Below are 14,529 nucleotides of genomic sequence, written 5' to 3' on the forward strand. Positions count from 1 at the left end.
TGGCGGGCACCGGGGATGCCGCATGCACCCGCGACCGCAAGCCGTCGCATGGAAGGAGCGCACAGATGCAAGCAAGTCAGACCTTGTTGACGCTGGCGCTTGCCCTGCCGGCCGGGCCCGCCGTGCTGGTCGAGCCGCGGCCGACGGAAGACGACGCGCTGCCGTCGCAGCCCACGCCGATGCGGCGTGCGGCCGGCGCGCTGGAGCGGGCCGACGGCGGTCCCGCGGTGGTCTGGGCGGCGCGCGACGGCTACGTGGTGCGCAACACCGGGCTGCCGCTGCGGCTGACGCAGGCGCACCCGCCCGCCCGCGCCGGCGCGCCGCAGGACACCGGCACGCTCACCGGCCTGCCCACGGCACTGCCCACCGACCTGCCCGTGCTGCGCGACCTCCTGGACCGGCTGGGACTGGGGTTGCGTTTGGCGCTGGAAAAGCTGCGCGTCGCGCTCGATGCCACGCGCCGGCCCGTCCTGGCCGTTCCGACCAGCACGGCGCAGCGCTGAAGCCCGGGCCCCGAAAAATGCTCAGGCAGGCGCCGTGCTTGCTGCGTTTGGGGTTCCCCGCCGCACGGCGCGGCGGCTTCCCTCGGCACCCTGCACTGGAAATCGCCATGTCCTCCGCCCCGCTCCTTCGCTGGACCGTCACGGCCCTGGTGGCCGGCGCCGCCTCGTTCACACAGGCGCAGACGGCAGCCGTGCCGCCGGGTGGCGCCGCAGCCGTCCCCGGCCCGCCCGGCGCTGCCAGCGCGCCGGCCGCCACCGTCCCGGGCAGCGTCGGTTCGCCAACCGGGCCCCTGCCCGGCAATGCCGCGCCCGGCATGCCCGCTCCCGCGGCGCCGGCCCCAAGCAGCGTCAGTGGAGCCACCACCGCGACCGGGACCCCGGCCGCGCCGCCCAGCGTGGGCCTGCCCCCGGCCCCGGGCAGCACGGGCGCTGCGCCGGCCGGTGTCGCCCCGCCGGCGGGCACGCTGCCCGGCACCGTCGGCACCGTCCCGGGCGGCACCCTGCCCGGCGGTACCGTGCCCGGCGGGCCGGCGTCCGGCGGCACGGTGCCCAGCGGCCCCTTCCCGCCGCGCAGCGGCGGCGCGCCCACCGGCTCGCGCTGAACCCGGCGCCGCCGGCATCACGGCCGCGCGCGCCGGGCTGCCGTGCCGGTGCAGCGCGCCAAGAGTGCCTTCATCCCCCTGGACAGGCGGCGGCTGCGGTCAGACCCGCCGCCGCCTGCCTGCTTCCACGCCCTGCATTCCTTCCTCACCGCCCGGTAAACGCCGCGGGGCCGAAACATCGGGAACCGACAGGAAACGCAGTCCCCATTCCCTGCCGCTTGAGTGAGACGGTTGTAAATCTGCGGGAAACAGTCCAGCGAAGCTCGACGCGGCGCTTCGGCGGGTCCACGCAGCGGGGTGACAGCCGTGAGGCCCCTCGTACCAGGCCGGCAAGCCTCGGTCATGGGGCGCTACCAAGCCGCCGGGCAAGCACTCCCCGGGATCGATGCGGTGATTGGGCAGGGCTGGCTCCCCGCCATTTTTTTGTCCGCGCCGAAGGCGCCTAACACGCCCTAGTGTTCACTTTCGTAGGCCTGCACCACCTTCACTTCGGTCGCACCGACCTGGAACAACAAACGGTCGCTTCTGCCCCTACCGGTGGTGCCGCAGGGATAAATCTCGATCAAATCCGCGCTCCCCTTCCATTTCTGCACCTTGGGAACGTGCTGGCTCAAAAGGCTGAGCCATTGCGACATGGGGTCCGGCGTGGTGTCGGTTTCCCAGCACAAGTTCTTGATCAATTGCAGGACATCCAGGGCTTTTTCCGTTTCTTGAAGCTCCTTCTCAATTTCCTTCTCGATCTTCTGCGTGTCAGTGACGTCTTTGTAAGTCGGCATGATTGGTTCCTTGAAAAATTCGGATTGAACCTTGCATGGAAATGCCTATGGCCTTTCAGCAGTCGGTTGATTCTGCCGGGCCCCATGAACCAGCCCTGAAATACTCAAATACCTGCAGGGCCGGTCCGCCGGTATGTTCAAGGGCTGCCAATTGCACTGATTTGAGCAGCATCAAATCCGCGACCGCGCCGCTGCCCCGAAGCGCACGCGCGAGCCCTGCCTAGCGGTTTCCAGGCGCTCAGGCCATTGCCGTCACCCACCCTCGACCGCTCCCGCCAGTCCCGCGTGCAGCTCGCCCAACTGCCGCTGCAGCTCTTCCACCGTCGTGGCCGGCAGGGCACACGCACCGTCGCGGCACAGGTAGGCCTCGCCGCCGCGCCGCCCCTGCAGCAGCGGCCCCGTGTCCGCCCCGCCGCGTACGAGCGTGACCAGCGGCGCCAAGCTGGAGCGCGCCGCCTCCCACAGCGCCGCGCCGCCCGGTGCCGGCACGGCCAGGTCCGCGCCGCGCTCGGCCAGCAGCTGCGCGTGCAGCAGCGCCGGCACCGCCAGCGGCGACTGCGCCAGCACCGGGCCCAGGCGCTGCAGCGCCTCGACGGCAGCGTCGCGCCACTCGGTCCGCCCGCACGGGCCGGCCAGGCGCAGCAGCAGCTCGCAGGCCGCGGCCGTGCCCGACGGCACGGCGCCGTCCTGGATGTCGCGCGCGCGCAGCGGCAGCGCGGGCCCGGCCTCGTTGTCGAAGAAACCCCGCGCCGGGTCGTGATGGCGCCGCATGAGGCCATCGGCCAGGCGCTGCGCGTGCGCGAACCACTCCGGCGCGCCGTTGGCGGCATGCAGCTCCAGCAGGCCCAGGCCGAGCTGCGCCTGGTCCGACAGGTAGCTCTCGCCGCGCAGCGTGCCGTTGCGCCAGGCATGGTGCACGCGGTCACCCTGCACCAGCGCCTGCAGCAGGAAGCGCGCAAGCGCCTCGGCAGCCTGGACGAAGTCAGCGCGTCCCAGCAGCCGCCCGGCCTCGGCCAGGGCCCGCAGCGCCAGGCCGTTCCAGTCGGCCAGGACCTTGTCGTCGGTCAGCGGCCACACGCGCCGGGAGCGCGCGGCGTAGAGGCGTTCCCGCACCGAGCGCTCCCAGGCCGCGAAGGCCGCCTCGTCCAGTCCCAGCGCGGCGCGCGCGGCCTCGGGGTCGCGCCGCTCCAGCACGTTGCGGCCCGCCTCGCCCTCCTCCCAGTTGCCCTCGTCGGTGGCGCCATGGAGGCGCGCCGCCATGTCGGCGTCCGCGCCCAGCGCCTCGCGCAACTGCGCCAGGGTCCAGACGTGGAAGCGCCCTTCCTCGCCCTCGGTATCGGCGTCCTGCGCCGATGAAAAGGCCGCGGGTGCGGCGGCCGGATGCATCTCGCGCAGCAGGTACGCCAGCGTGTCCTCGGCCACGAAGCGCAGCCGCGACTCCCCGCACAGCCGCCAGGCCCCGGCGTACACGCGCGCGAGCTGCGCGTTGTCGTAGAGCATCTTTTCGAAGTGCGGCACCTGCCAGCGCTCGTCGGTCGAGTAGCGCGCGAAGCCGCCGCCCAGCTGGTCGTAGACGCCGCCCTCGGCCATGCGCTGCAGGGTGAACAGCAGCATCTCGCGCGCGGGCGCCTCGCCGGTGGCGGCCACGCTCAGCAGGTATTGCAGCAGCGGCGCCTGCGGGAACTTCGGGGCTCGGCCGAAGCCGCCGTGCACCGGGTCGAAGCGCCGCAGCAGCTCGTCCAGCGCCTGCGCATGCAGCCGCGCGCCCGGGGTGTGCGGCACCGCCAACGCGGACTCCAGCCCGCTGTCCAGGTGCTCGTGCAGCGCCTGCGCCTGCTCCTCGATCTGCGCGCGCTCGCGCTCCCAGGCCTCGCGCACGGCCGTGAGCACTTCCGAGAAGCTGGAAAAGCCCGGCCGCGGCCGGGGCGGGAAGTAGGTGCCGCCGAAGAAGGGTTTCAGATCGGGCGTGAGGAACATGTTCATCGGCCAGCCGCCGCGCCCGGTGATGGCCTGCAGCGCGCGCATGTAGACATGGTCCACGTCGGGCAGCTCCTCGCGGTCCACCTTGATGGCGATGAAACCCTCGGCGAGCTGGCGCGCGACGGCCTCGTCCTCGAAGGACTCGCGCTCCATCACGTGGCACCAGTGGCAGGTGGCGTAGCCCACCGACAGCAGGATCGGCCGGTCCAGTTCGCGCGCCCGCGCGAAGGCTTCCGGGCCCCACGGATACCAGTCCACCGGGTTGTGCGCGTGCTGCAGCAGGTAGGGGCTGGTTTCCCGGGCCAGGCGATTCGCGGGGTGGGGCGGGCCGGAAGAAGGAGCCGGGGCGGCAGAGTCGGGAAAGGAGGCGGAGGACATGGCTTGAAGGCAGCGCGTACGCCGCCGGGAATGGCGTCGGTTCGACTTCACGGCGAGCAAGCGCGCGGCCCGTGATTCGCACCCATTGCCGGCCGGTTTGCGCCGCACCCCCAGGCGCGCCCCGTGGAAGCCGGGCCCCGCCGGGGGTACGGTGTTTGCCCTCTGTGGCGACCTGTGCAGATGTCCATGTCCTTGATGCCCGCCCTCCGCCCTTTCGCCCTGGCCTTCACCCTGGCGCTGGCCGCGCTCGTCAGCGGTTGCGCCCTGCTCAAGCCCGGAGGCGACCAGGAGCAGGCCGAGGCGCGCGGCGAGCCGCCGGCCGAGGGGCCGCCGCGCTATGACATCGAGGTCGAGGCGCCGGGGGGACTGCGCGCGCTGGTGGCCGACAACCTGGACCTGCAGCGCTTTCGCACCGTGCCGGCCGAGCAGGGCCTGACCGAGGCGGAACTGGAGCGGCTGGTCGCGGCGGCGCCGCAGCAGGCCAAGGCGCTGCTGCGCACCGAGGGCTACTTCAACGCCACGGTCGAGGCCTCGCTCACGCCGGCGCAAGGGGACCGCCTGCCGCGCGTCGTCATCCGCGTGGAGCCGGGGCCGCGCACGCTCATCGACAGCGTGGCGGTGGACGTCCACGGCGAGCTGCGCCGCCGCGCCGAAAGCGGCGACGCCCAGGCCGCGAAGCTGCGTGACCGGGTGCGCGAGCAATGGGCGCTCAAGCCCGGCGAGCCCTTCCGCCAGGACGACTGGACCGGCGCCAAGAACACCGCGCTGGCGCAGCTGCAGGCCAACGGCTACCCGGCCGCGGACTGGCGGGAGACGCAGGCGCGCGTGCGCCAGGCCGAGCAGCGCGCCTCGCTCGTCGCCCAGGCCGACAGCGGCCCGCTGTTCCGGCTGGGCGAGATCCGCATCGAGGGCGTGCAGCGCTACGGTGAGGAGAGCATCCGCAACCTGGCCGACTTCGCGCCCGGCACCCCATACAGCCAACAGCAATTGCTGGAGTACCAGGACCGGCTGCGCCTGAGCGGCCTGTACGAGGGCGCGGCCGTGACCATCGGCACCGACCCGGCGCAGGCCGAGGCCACGCCGGTGACGGTGCGCGTGCGCGAGCAGCGCCTGCAGAACGCCACGCTGGGCCTGGGCTACAGCAGCGACACCGGGCCGCGCTTCACACTGGAGCACATGCACCGCCAGCCCTTCGGGCTGCACTGGACCGCGCGCAACAACCTCGAGGTGGGCAACCAGCGCAAGCTCTGGGAGTTCGACCTGCGCTCCTACGCGCGCCCGCGCCTGTGGCACGACCTGGTGGCCGGCAACGTCGAGCGCTGGACCGGCGAGGACGAGGACCGTACTTCCGCGCGGCTGCGCGTGGGCCGCACGCAGGACCGCAATCGGCTGGAGCGCACCTACTACGCCGAACTGCAGCACTCGCGCGTGGACTCGCCGCTGGGCCGGCGCGAGGCGCAGTCGCTCACCGGCAACGCCGACTGGACCTGGCGCCACGTGGACAGCCGGCTGCTGCCCACGCGCGGCCAGGCCGTGATCCTGCAGACCGCGCTGGGCTACGCCCGCGGCAACCAGGAGGACAGCGGCCCCTTCGGCCGCCTCTACACCCGCATGCTGTATTTCCGCCCCTTCGGCGATGGCTGGCAGTCCCGGCTGCGGCTGGACGTGGGGCAGGTGTTCGCGCGCGAGAGCGTGGGCGTGCCCGACCCGCTGCTGTTCCGCGCCGGCGGCGAGGAGTCGGTGCGCGGCTACGCCTACCGCAGCCTGGGGCCGGTGGTCAACGGCGTGGTCACCAGCGGGCGCTCGCTGCTGACGGCCAGCGCCGAGGTGGCGCACCCGATCACGCGGCGCTTCCCGGCGCTGTTGGGCGCCGTCTTCATCGACGCCGGCAACGCCGCCGAGCGCTTCTCCGAGCTGGACCCCGTCGTGGGCGTGGGCGTGGGCCTGCACTACCGCAGCCCGGTCGGCCCGCTGCGCGTGGACCTGGCCTACGGCGTGGAGGAGCAGCGCTTCAGGTTGCACGTGACGGCGGGGGTAAGTTTTTGACAGCGGAAGAAGCGCCGTCGTGCCCGCAACGGTGCAGAGCCCTCCAGGGGATGTTGTCGGATGTCGCCCGTGAGCTGCTTTGCTTTGATGGCTACCTCGTCATCCCCGCCTTCAGGCTCCGACAAAACCCTTCCGTACCGGGCATCACAACCAACCGCCGGCTTGGCCAGAGCTCTCCCCTTGCCTGCCCGTCTCTCACCTATTCCATTGCCCTGAGCCCCAGACATGGCCACCCTGACCCCGCCCGCCCCCACCGACGCCGCGGCCCCGCCGCCACCACCGCCCAAACGTCCGCGCCGCCTGCGCCGCGCGCTGCTGGCGGTCGCGCTGCTGCTGCTCGCGCTGGTCTTGGCCGTGGCGGGCTTCGCGTGGTGGGTGCTGCGCAGCGAGCAGGGCACGGTCTGGGCACTGCAGCGGCTGCCGGGCGTGACGGTCACGAACCCGCGCGGCACGCTGCTGGGCGACTTCGGCGCCGAAGCGCTGAGCGTGCGCTGGGGCCAGGGCGGCGAGATCCGCCTCGTGGACGTGGCCTGGACCGACCTGCGCGTCAGCCGCCTGCGCCTTTGGGGCCAGTACGCGCAGGTGGGCTTCGACACGCTCACGGCGCGCCAGGCCTTCCTGACGCTGCCGGCACCGCAGGAGCCGCCGCCGCCGAAGTCGCCCCCGCCGCAGCAGTTGAGGCTGCCGGTGGCGCTGGACATCGGCGCGCTGCGCATCGGCGAGTTCCATGCAGCCGCGCTGGCCGGCGAGCCCTTGCGGCAGATCCAGGCCGCGCTGCACGTGGGCGAATCGCTCGGACAGCAGCACCGCATCGAGGACTTCTCGCTGCGCCGCGGGCCGCTGCAAGTCAGCGGCCGGGCCCAGGTCGGCGCCGACGCGCCGATGCCGGTGCGGGCCGACCTGACGCTGGCGCAGCCCGCCACCGGCAACCTGCCGCCCTGGGGCGCGGCGCTGCAGCTGCGCGGACCGCTGGCGCAGCTCGGACTGGAAGCCGCCCTGCACGCCCGCACCGAGCCGGCGCAGACGCTCAGCGCCTCCGCCACGCTCACGCCCTTCGCCGCCTTCCCGCTGGCACGGCTGCAGGCGCGCGTGCAGGGGCTGGACCTGTCGGTGCTGGCGGCCGGGGCGCCACGCACCGCGCTCAACGGCCGGGCCGACATCGAGCCCGGCGCACAGGACCGGCTGCAGTTACGGCTGGCGCTGGACAACGCCCGGTCCGGCCCCTGGAACGCCGGCCAGGTGCCGGTGCGCGACATCCGGCTCAGCGCCCTGGTGGACCCGGCCAACCCGAGCCGGCTGCAGCTCGACGATCTGCAGGCCCTGCTGGGCAGCGCCCAGGCGCCGGCCGGCCGCCTCAGCGCCCAGGGCCGCGCCGAGGGCGACGGCTGGAGCGTGCGGGCCACGCTCGCCGAGCTGCGCCCGGCCCGGCTCGACGCGCGCGCCCCGGAGCTGACGCTGGCCGGCCAGCTCGATGCCACCGGCCGCGGCTTCCTGCCCGCCGCCGCTGCGCCGGCGGCCGGCGCCTCACCGGCTTCCGCGGCCTCGGCACCCGGCAGCACAGCGACGGCAGTCCCCCCGCGCCGCATCGACCTCACAGGGGAGCTGGGCGGCGCCATCGTCGCCCCGGGCGGCAGCCAGCCCTTGAAGCTGCAGCTCGACGCCGGCTGGCAGGCGCAGGCCGCGGCCACGCTGCTGGAGCTGCGCCGGCTGGAGGCCAGCGCCGGCGCCGCGCGCGTGTCGGCCCAGGGCCGGCTGCGCCAGGACGCCACCGGCGCGCCCTGGCAGCTCGAAACCAAGGCCAGCATGGACGAGCTGGACCTGCGCCCCTGGTGGCCGGTGGCCGGCGCGCCGCTGCGCCGCCTGCCCAGCCGGCTCGCGGCCCGCGCCGAGGCCGCCCTGACGCTGCCCGGCGCCGGTCCGGCCGGGGACCTGCTGGCCTGGCTGGCCACGCTGCAGGGCCAGGCCCGCGTCAGCGTGCCGCTCAGCCTGCTGGCCGAGGTGCCGCTGCAGGGCGAGACCACGCTGCGCGGCACCAACGCCGGGCTGCAGGTGGCGCTCAATACCGAAGTCGCCGGCAACACGGCCCGCGCCGAGGGCCTGCTGGCGCGCAATCCGGGCGCGGACCGCTGGCAGGCCAAGGTGGACGCGCCGGCCCTACAGCGCCTGGCGCCGCTGGCGGCCTTGCTGCCGAGCGAGCCAGCCGCGTCCGCGCCCCGCACGGCGGCGGCCTCGCGCAGCGCGCGGCCCAACGGCGCCGTCACCGCGGCCGCCCCGGCCCGCGGCCCGGCCCTGGCCGGCGCGCTGCAGGCCGAGCTCGGCCTGGACGGCCGCTGGCCGGCGCTGCGCACCCAGGGCCAGGCCAGCGCCACCGGCCTGGCCTGGCCGGGCGGGCGCCTGCGCAGCGGCGAGGCGCGCTGGCGCCTGGCGACGGTGGGCGACGCGCCGCTGGAGCTGAACCTGGCGCTGGCCGACCTGGGGCTGGTGAGCCCGGAACAACTGCAGCGCATCCCGGCGCTGAACCTGCGCCTGGACGGCAGCACCCGTGCGCACCGGCTGGCGCTGCAGGCCGACATCGCGGCCAAGCCGCCGGAGTGGACCGACCTGCTGCAGCCCCCGCCGCCGGACATGCCCGGCGGCGCGCGCACGCAGCTGCAGCTCGAAGCCCAGGGCGCCCTGCTGCAAGCTGGCAGCGGCACGCTGCCCGCGACGCTGGCGGGCTGGCAGGGCCGGCTGCAGCGGCTGGAGGCCCGGCGCGGCGGTGGCGGCGACGCCTTGCTGCAAACCGGCGACGTGGGCCTGGAATTCCGCCTGGCGCAGGGCAGCCAGCCGGCGCGCTTCGCCATGCAGCCCGGCCGGGCCCGGGTGCTGGGCGCAGGCCTGAGCTGGGAGCAGGTCCGCTGGCAGGCCGGCGTGGGCGGCGCGCCGGCGCTGATCGACGCCGCGCTGGCGCTGGAGCCGCTGACGGTGGCGCCGCTGCTGGCGCGGCTGCAGCCGGACATGGGCTGGCAGGGCGACCTGCAGATCCAGGGCCGGGCCGTGCTGCGTACCGTGCCGGTGCTCAATGCCGACGTGCTCATCGAGCGCCGCGGCGGCGACCTCAGCCTGGCCGCGGGCGGCGCGCGCCGGCCCATGGGCCTGAGCGCGCTGCAGCTGTCGGTGCGGGGCAACGGCAACACCTGGAACGCCGCCGCCGGCGTGGCCGGGCAACAGATCGGCGTGCTCTCCGCCGGTGCCACAGCCACCACCGCGCCGGGCGAGGTCTGGCCCGGCGCGCAGACGCCGCTGCAGGGCAACCTGCAGCTGCGCGTGGCCGACCTGGGCGTGTGGGACCCCTGGCTGCCGGTGGGCTGGCGCCTGGGCGGCACGGTGGAGGCGCGGGCGCGCGTCACCGGCCGCGTCGGCGCGCCCGAGGTGGCCGGCGTGCTCAGCGGCGACCAGCTGGCGGTGAGCAACTTCGTCGAGGGCGTGCGCATCCGCGACGGCGTGCTGCGCGTGGCGCTGGAGGGCGAGCAGGTGCGCATCCAGCAGGCGGTGCTGCATGCCGGCCCGGGCACGGCACGGCTGGAGGGCGGCCTGCGCCTGGGCGCCGAGCCGGACGTGAACGTGGCGCTGGTGGCGGACCGCTTCCAGGCGCTGGGCCGGGTGGACCGGCGCATCGAGCTCAGCGGCCGGGCCCAGGCCCGGCTGCAGGGCCGCGCGCTGGCGCTGCAGGGCGGCTTCAAGGTGGACGAGGGCCTGATCGACCTCGGCCAGAGCTCCGCCCCGGCGCTGTCCGAGGACGTGGTCATCGTGGACGACCCCGAGGCCGTGCGCACCGCCGCCAAGGGCAGCGGCCAGCCGCAGTCGCCGATGAAGATGAACCTGGACCTGCGCGTGGACCTGGGCTCCAACCTGCGCGTGCGCGGCAAGGGCATCAACACGCTGCTGGCCGGCGAGCTGCGCGTGACGGCGCCGCGCGACCAGATCGCGGTGGTGGGCACGGTGAGCACGGTGAAGGGCGTGTTCGATGCCTACGGCGCCAAGCTCGACATCACGCGCGGCCTGATCACCTTCAGCGGCCCGGTGGCGAACCCGGCGCTGGACATCGAGGCGCTGCGCACCGACCTGGAGGAGGTGAAGGTGGGCGTGGGCGTCACCGGCACGGCGCAGAACCCGCGCGTCGCGCTGGTGTCCACGCCGGAGCTGTCGGACATCGACAAGCTGTCGTGGCTGACGCTGGGCAAGGCCTCCACCGACCTGGCCGGCGACCAGACCGCGCTGCTGCAGCGTGCCGCGCTGGCGCTGCTGGCGGGCAACAAGGGCAGCGGCGGCCCCGGGCTGGCGCAGCGCCTGGGGCTGGACGCGCTGTCCTTCTCGCGCGGTGCCTCGGGGGGCCTCTCGGACGCGGTGGTGGGCTTCGGCAAGCAGCTCTCGGAGCGCTTCTACGTCGGCTACCGCCAGAGCCTGGACGCCACCGGCGGCGGCTTCGACCTGGTCTACAAGATCGCCCAGCGTTTCACGCTGCGGCTGCTCACCGGCGAAACCACCGGCGTGGACCTGGTGTGGACCTGGCGCTGGGATTGAGCGGCTGGGGCGGACAGTGAGCCGGGGGACGCCGACGCCGGCCCACGCGCCACGCCAACCCAGACCGGCTCGCAGGCGCTCCATGAACGGCGACCCGGTACCCGCCCTTCGACGGAGCCCGTCCTGAGCTCGTCGAAGGGCTCAAATGAGCGCGCAGGGCTTTTCGGCGAATCACCGCGCCCCGGATGGAAATAGCCGCACAAATGGTGCGGGCCGTGCAATTCAGTCCCGGTGACCCGCGCCCACCCGCGCAACAGATCGCGAAAGTGGCGTCTGTTTTCAAATTCAAACTTTGGTCACTTGAACTCGCGACCAACCCGCCTAATTTTTTTGCAGGTACACGCGCAGCCATAACCGGCGCCAATCGGGCGCTGTATTTCGGCAAGGCATCAAGTATTCATTCATCGAAGAGTGCATAAAGTGCTTTGAAGAAGACGCGTCTTCACAAGCACATCACGGCACACCGCATGACCAGCGGCATACGCCCGCGCACAAGCGCAGGGCGGGTGCGGCGTCGCCATGAGGCGGCGACAGGTTTTGCTTCGCGTTGGAAGGAAGCGTTTTCAGGAAACTGAAAGGAGGTGATGCCCGCTTCACATTGAAGCCATCGATCAATTTTGCGTCGATTTCCTTTGGCCTGTGCCGCGCCTGTCAATTGGAATGGGCGCGCCATTATTTTCCACGGCTGGAGAGAAGCCATGAAGATACCTCTGCGAATTTGTGCGACATGTGCGCTGGCCATGACCGCGGCAGCCTGGGTTTCGCCCGCGGCCGCGGACCCGGGGCGCGGGAGCTCCACGATGTGCTACGTCTGGGCGCACAACCCGACGGCCGCCGTCAACGTGCCCTACACGCCCAGCGGCACCTATTCCTACAACGCCGTTGGCAGAGCCGCCGCCAACCGGGTTACCAGAACTGGAGTCGGCAGTTATGTGGTGACCTGCAGGGGGGTGGGCGGCGGTGCCCTGTTTGCCGGTAGCGGCAGTTGGGGAGCGGGAGGTCACGTGCAGGTGACGGCTTACGGCACCGAGGACGCCGACTATTGCAAGGTGGGCAGTTGGGGAACCGGCGGGGCTGATTTCACGGCCAGCGTGAGGTGCTACAACAGTGCCGGCATTCCTTCGGACCATCGATTTACCCTGATGTTCAGTTGGTAATAGTGCGGTTTTTCCAGCGCCAGCCCACCAACCCCAGCCCGGCCAGCAACAACGCCCAGTTGGCGGGCTTGGGCACGGGGCTGGCCGAAAACCATTTGAGATCGCCATGGCGTCTTGCCGTGTGAGTGAGGATCTGGTCGTGGTCGTCGATATCGACCGCGGCGCTCAGGGCTTATTGCGACTTGGTATGCCAGCCGGAAATCAAGAGTTGGAACCATTGTTTCACCCGCCACACGCCAAGTGAAAATGGAGGTTCAAAGCTGAAATTGAGCCAGGCGGGGTCCCATCTACCGCGTGCACTGCGCCCCTTGCGAGGAATCCAGTTGCGGCAAACCATTTTTCCGGATTCCGGAGGGGCCTCGGCGGGCCGGGGGCCGCCCAGAGGCATGGCGCTTGCCGTAACCGGCCATGGACGCCCAATCAACCCCCACGCCGCCCGGCGGCACCATCGACCTGAACGACGACGCGGCCGTGGGCCGCTGGATCGACTACTTCGGGATCACGCGCACGCAGCTGGAAGAAGCCGTGAAATCGGCCGGCACGGACCCGCAGGCGGTGCAGCAACACCTGCTGAACCAGGGCGCCAGCTCCGGCGCCAGTTGATCGCGGCGCCGGCCGCGGTCTGGTGCCGCCGCCTGCGGCACGGGCTGCTGGCGCTGCTGGCCGGTGCGGCCGGCTGGAGTTCGGGACTGCCGGCGCTCGCGGCCTCCCCGCCCGCGGAGCCGGCCGGCAGCCCGGTCGTGGTCGGCTCCAAGCGCTTCACCGAGAGCTACCTGCTGGGCGAGATCGTCACGCAGACGCTGCGGCGCGCCGGCATCGCCGCCGAGCACCGGCAGGGGCTGGGCAACACCGCGATCCTGGAGCAGGCGCTGGCCAGCGGCGCCATCGCCGTCTACCCGGAATACACCGGCACCATCGCGCGCGAGCTGCTCAAGCTCGACACGCCGGCCCCCACGCTGGCGGCGCTCAATGCCCGGCTCGCGCCGCACGGGCTGAAGGCGGCCGTGCCCTTGGGCTTCAACAACACCTACGCCCTGGCCATGCGCGAGGACACCGCGGCGCGGCTGGGCGTGGATTCGATCTCGGCGCTGGCGCGGCTGCCCACGGCGCAGGCGCGGGCGCTGCGACTGGGGCTCTCGCACGAATTCCTGCAGCGCGCCGATGGCTGGCCAAGCCTGCAGCGCGCCTATGCCCTGCCCCTGCAGCCCGGCAGCGGGCTGGACCATGGCCTGGCCTACCAGGCGCTGGCGCGCGGCCAGGTGGACGTGATCGACGTCTACACCACCGATGCGCAGATCGCGCGGCTGCGCCTGCGCGTGCTGCGCGACGACCGGAACTTCTTTCCGCGCTACGACGCGGTGCTGCTGATGCGCGCGACGCTGGACGAACGCCCGCTGGCAATGCTGGCCGGGCGCATCGATGCCGCCGCGATGACGGCCATGAACGCCGCGGCCGAGCTCGATGGCCGCGCCTTCGCCGACGTGGCGCGCGAGTTCCTGGACCGCACCGGCAGCCCGGCCGCCGCATCCGCCCCGACCGCGGCGCCGCCGGCGACACCGTCAGCGCCCGGCTTCCTGCAGCGGCTGCTCGCGCCGGACCTGGGGCGGTTGCTGCGCCAGCACCTGGCGATGGTGTTCGGCTCGCTGGCGCTGGCGGTACTGGTGGGCGTGCCGCTGGGCGTGCTGGCGCACCGGCACCGGCGCTTCGCCGGCGTGGTGATGGGCGCGGTAGGCGTGCTTCAGACCGTGCCCTCGCTGGCGCTGCTGGCCTTCCTGATCGCGTTGCTGGGCACCATCGGCTTCGTGCCGGCACTGCTGGCACTGTTCGTCTACGCGCTGCTGCCCATCGTGCGCAACACGCACGCCGGACTGGCGTCGGTATCGCCAGGACTCACCCTGGCCGGCGCGGCGCTGGGCCTGCGGCGCGGACAGCTGCTGCGCCTGGTGGAGCTGCCGCTGGCACTGCCGACGCTGCTGGCCGGCATCAAGACCGCCGCGGTCATCAACGTGGGCACCGCCACCGTGGCTGCCTTCGTCGGCGCGGGCGGGCTGGGCGAACGCATCGTCTCGGGCCTGGCCGTAAACGACCACACCCAGACCTTGGCCGGCGCAGTGCCGGCAGCGCTGCTGGCGCTGGTGGTGCAGGCGCTGTTCGACTGGCTGGAGCGGCGGCTGCAGCGATCAGGGTGAGGCGGCACCGCGCCGGCAGCCGTCCCCGGGCTTCAAGCCAGCTCCCGCGCCGCCAGGTCTTCCGCCTGGGCGATCTGCAGCTCCGCCTCGTGCAGCGCCCGGCAGATGCCTTTCAGGCTCTCGGCCGGCATGGCCTCGCGTGCCGCGTCGGCACCCAGCACGGCCAGCTGGGCCTGCTCGCGCAGCACGGCAATGCGCTTGAGCAGGCAGCGCGCCTCGAAACCCGACAGCGGCGCGGCGGGTGGGTCAGTGGAGCGGCGCGGTTCGGCGACCACGCAGGGGAGATCGGCCAGGTTGCACATCGCGGAACTTCTCGGTAGAGCAGGATGTGCCGA

The 14,529-nt window shown here is 73.0% G+C and carries 10 protein-coding genes; 7 read left to right on the forward strand and 3 right to left on the reverse strand.

Annotation, left to right across the window (positions count from 1 at the left end):
* The first annotated feature begins 65 nt into the window (after positions 1 to 65).
* Both HHL10_RS20020 and HHL10_RS20025 read left to right on the forward strand, forming a co-directional pair.
* A complete protein-coding gene (locus HHL10_RS20020) occupies positions 66 to 503 on the forward strand; it encodes a hypothetical protein (RefSeq protein ID WP_169162172.1) in 438 nt (145 codons plus the stop codon).
* A 107-nt stretch (positions 504 to 610) separates the two neighbouring features.
* Entirely contained in the window at positions 611 to 1,105 is a 495-nt protein-coding gene (locus HHL10_RS20025; protein WP_169162173.1) for a hypothetical protein, read from the forward strand.
* Between the two features lie 452 nt (positions 1,106 to 1,557).
* Here HHL10_RS20025 and HHL10_RS20030 read toward each other — a convergent pair whose 3' ends face one another.
* Together HHL10_RS20030 and HHL10_RS20035 are read right to left on the reverse strand one after the other, a co-directional pair.
* Positions 1,558 to 1,881 carry a hypothetical protein gene (locus tag HHL10_RS20030; RefSeq protein WP_169162174.1) on the reverse strand — a complete coding sequence of 108 codons (324 nt, stop codon included), beginning with the start codon at positions 1,879 to 1,881 and terminating at the stop codon, positions 1,558 to 1,560.
* 252 nt (positions 1,882 to 2,133) lie between these two features.
* Positions 2,134 to 4,239, reverse strand: a complete 2,106-nt coding sequence (locus HHL10_RS20035; RefSeq protein WP_169162175.1) for a thioredoxin domain-containing protein — start codon at positions 4,237 to 4,239, stop codon at positions 2,134 to 2,136.
* A gap of 186 nt (positions 4,240 to 4,425) precedes the next feature.
* On the opposite strand from HHL10_RS20035, the gene HHL10_RS20040 reads away from it, so the two are divergent.
* The 5 genes from HHL10_RS20040 (at position 4,426) to HHL10_RS20060 (ending at position 14,194) form a co-directional block, all read left to right on the forward strand.
* A complete protein-coding gene (locus HHL10_RS20040; protein ID WP_169162176.1) occupies positions 4,426 to 6,285 on the forward strand; it encodes an autotransporter assembly complex protein TamA in 1,860 nt (619 codons plus the stop codon).
* A 225-nt stretch (positions 6,286 to 6,510) separates the two neighbouring features.
* A complete protein-coding gene (locus HHL10_RS20045) occupies positions 6,511 to 10,848 on the forward strand; it encodes a translocation/assembly module TamB domain-containing protein (RefSeq protein WP_169162177.1) in 4,338 nt (1,445 codons plus the stop codon).
* 800 nt (positions 10,849 to 11,648) lie between these two features.
* Complete coding sequence (locus tag HHL10_RS20050) at positions 11,649 to 12,005, forward strand: ligand-gated ion channel (RefSeq protein ID WP_169162178.1); 357 nt, start codon at positions 11,649 to 11,651, stop codon at positions 12,003 to 12,005.
* Between the two features lie 408 nt (positions 12,006 to 12,413).
* The gene (locus HHL10_RS20055) at positions 12,414 to 12,608 is read left to right on the forward strand and encodes a DUF3606 domain-containing protein (RefSeq protein WP_169162179.1); all 195 of its coding nucleotides are present in this window, start codon (positions 12,414 to 12,416) and stop codon (positions 12,606 to 12,608) included.
* 86 nt (positions 12,609 to 12,694) lie between these two features.
* Positions 12,695 to 14,194: a glycine betaine ABC transporter substrate-binding protein gene (locus HHL10_RS20060; RefSeq protein ID WP_169162197.1), complete on the forward strand. Its 1,500-nt coding sequence runs from the start codon at positions 12,695 to 12,697 to the stop codon at positions 14,192 to 14,194.
* Positions 14,195 to 14,226: 32 nt separating this feature from the next.
* Here HHL10_RS20060 and HHL10_RS20065 read toward each other — a convergent pair whose 3' ends face one another.
* Positions 14,227 to 14,496, reverse strand: a complete 270-nt coding sequence (locus HHL10_RS20065; RefSeq protein WP_169162180.1) for a hypothetical protein — start codon at positions 14,494 to 14,496, stop codon at positions 14,227 to 14,229.
* Between the last annotated feature and the right edge of the window lie 33 nt (positions 14,497 to 14,529).

This window comes from Azohydromonas caseinilytica, from assembly GCF_012927045.1.
Taxonomy (GTDB): Bacteria; Pseudomonadota; Gammaproteobacteria; order Burkholderiales; family Burkholderiaceae_C; genus Azohydromonas; species Azohydromonas caseinilytica.

What these genes read in the sequence shown, in the direction of transcription:
- HHL10_RS20020 (WP_169162172.1), top strand. Translation starts at nt 66, where the DNA reads ATGCAAGCAAGTCAGACCTTGTTGACGCTGGCGCTTGCCCTGCCGGCC.
- HHL10_RS20025 (WP_169162173.1), top strand. Translation starts at nt 611, where the DNA reads ATGTCCTCCGCCCCGCTCCTTCGCTGGACCGTCACGGCCCTGGTGGCC.
- HHL10_RS20030 (WP_169162174.1), bottom strand. Translation starts at nt 1,881, where the DNA reads ATGCCGACTTACAAAGACGTCACTGACACGCAGAAGATCGAGAAGGAA.
- HHL10_RS20035 (WP_169162175.1), bottom strand. Translation starts at nt 4,239, where the DNA reads ATGTCCTCCGCCTCCTTTCCCGACTCTGCCGCCCCGGCTCCTTCTTCC.
- HHL10_RS20040 (WP_169162176.1), top strand. Translation starts at nt 4,426, where the DNA reads ATGTCCTTGATGCCCGCCCTCCGCCCTTTCGCCCTGGCCTTCACCCTG.
- HHL10_RS20045 (WP_169162177.1), top strand. Translation starts at nt 6,511, where the DNA reads ATGGCCACCCTGACCCCGCCCGCCCCCACCGACGCCGCGGCCCCGCCG.
- HHL10_RS20050 (WP_169162178.1), top strand. Translation starts at nt 11,649, where the DNA reads ATGTGCTACGTCTGGGCGCACAACCCGACGGCCGCCGTCAACGTGCCC.
- HHL10_RS20055 (WP_169162179.1), top strand. Translation starts at nt 12,414, where the DNA reads ATGGACGCCCAATCAACCCCCACGCCGCCCGGCGGCACCATCGACCTG.
- HHL10_RS20065 (WP_169162180.1), bottom strand. Translation starts at nt 14,496, where the DNA reads ATGTGCAACCTGGCCGATCTCCCCTGCGTGGTCGCCGAACCGCGCCGC.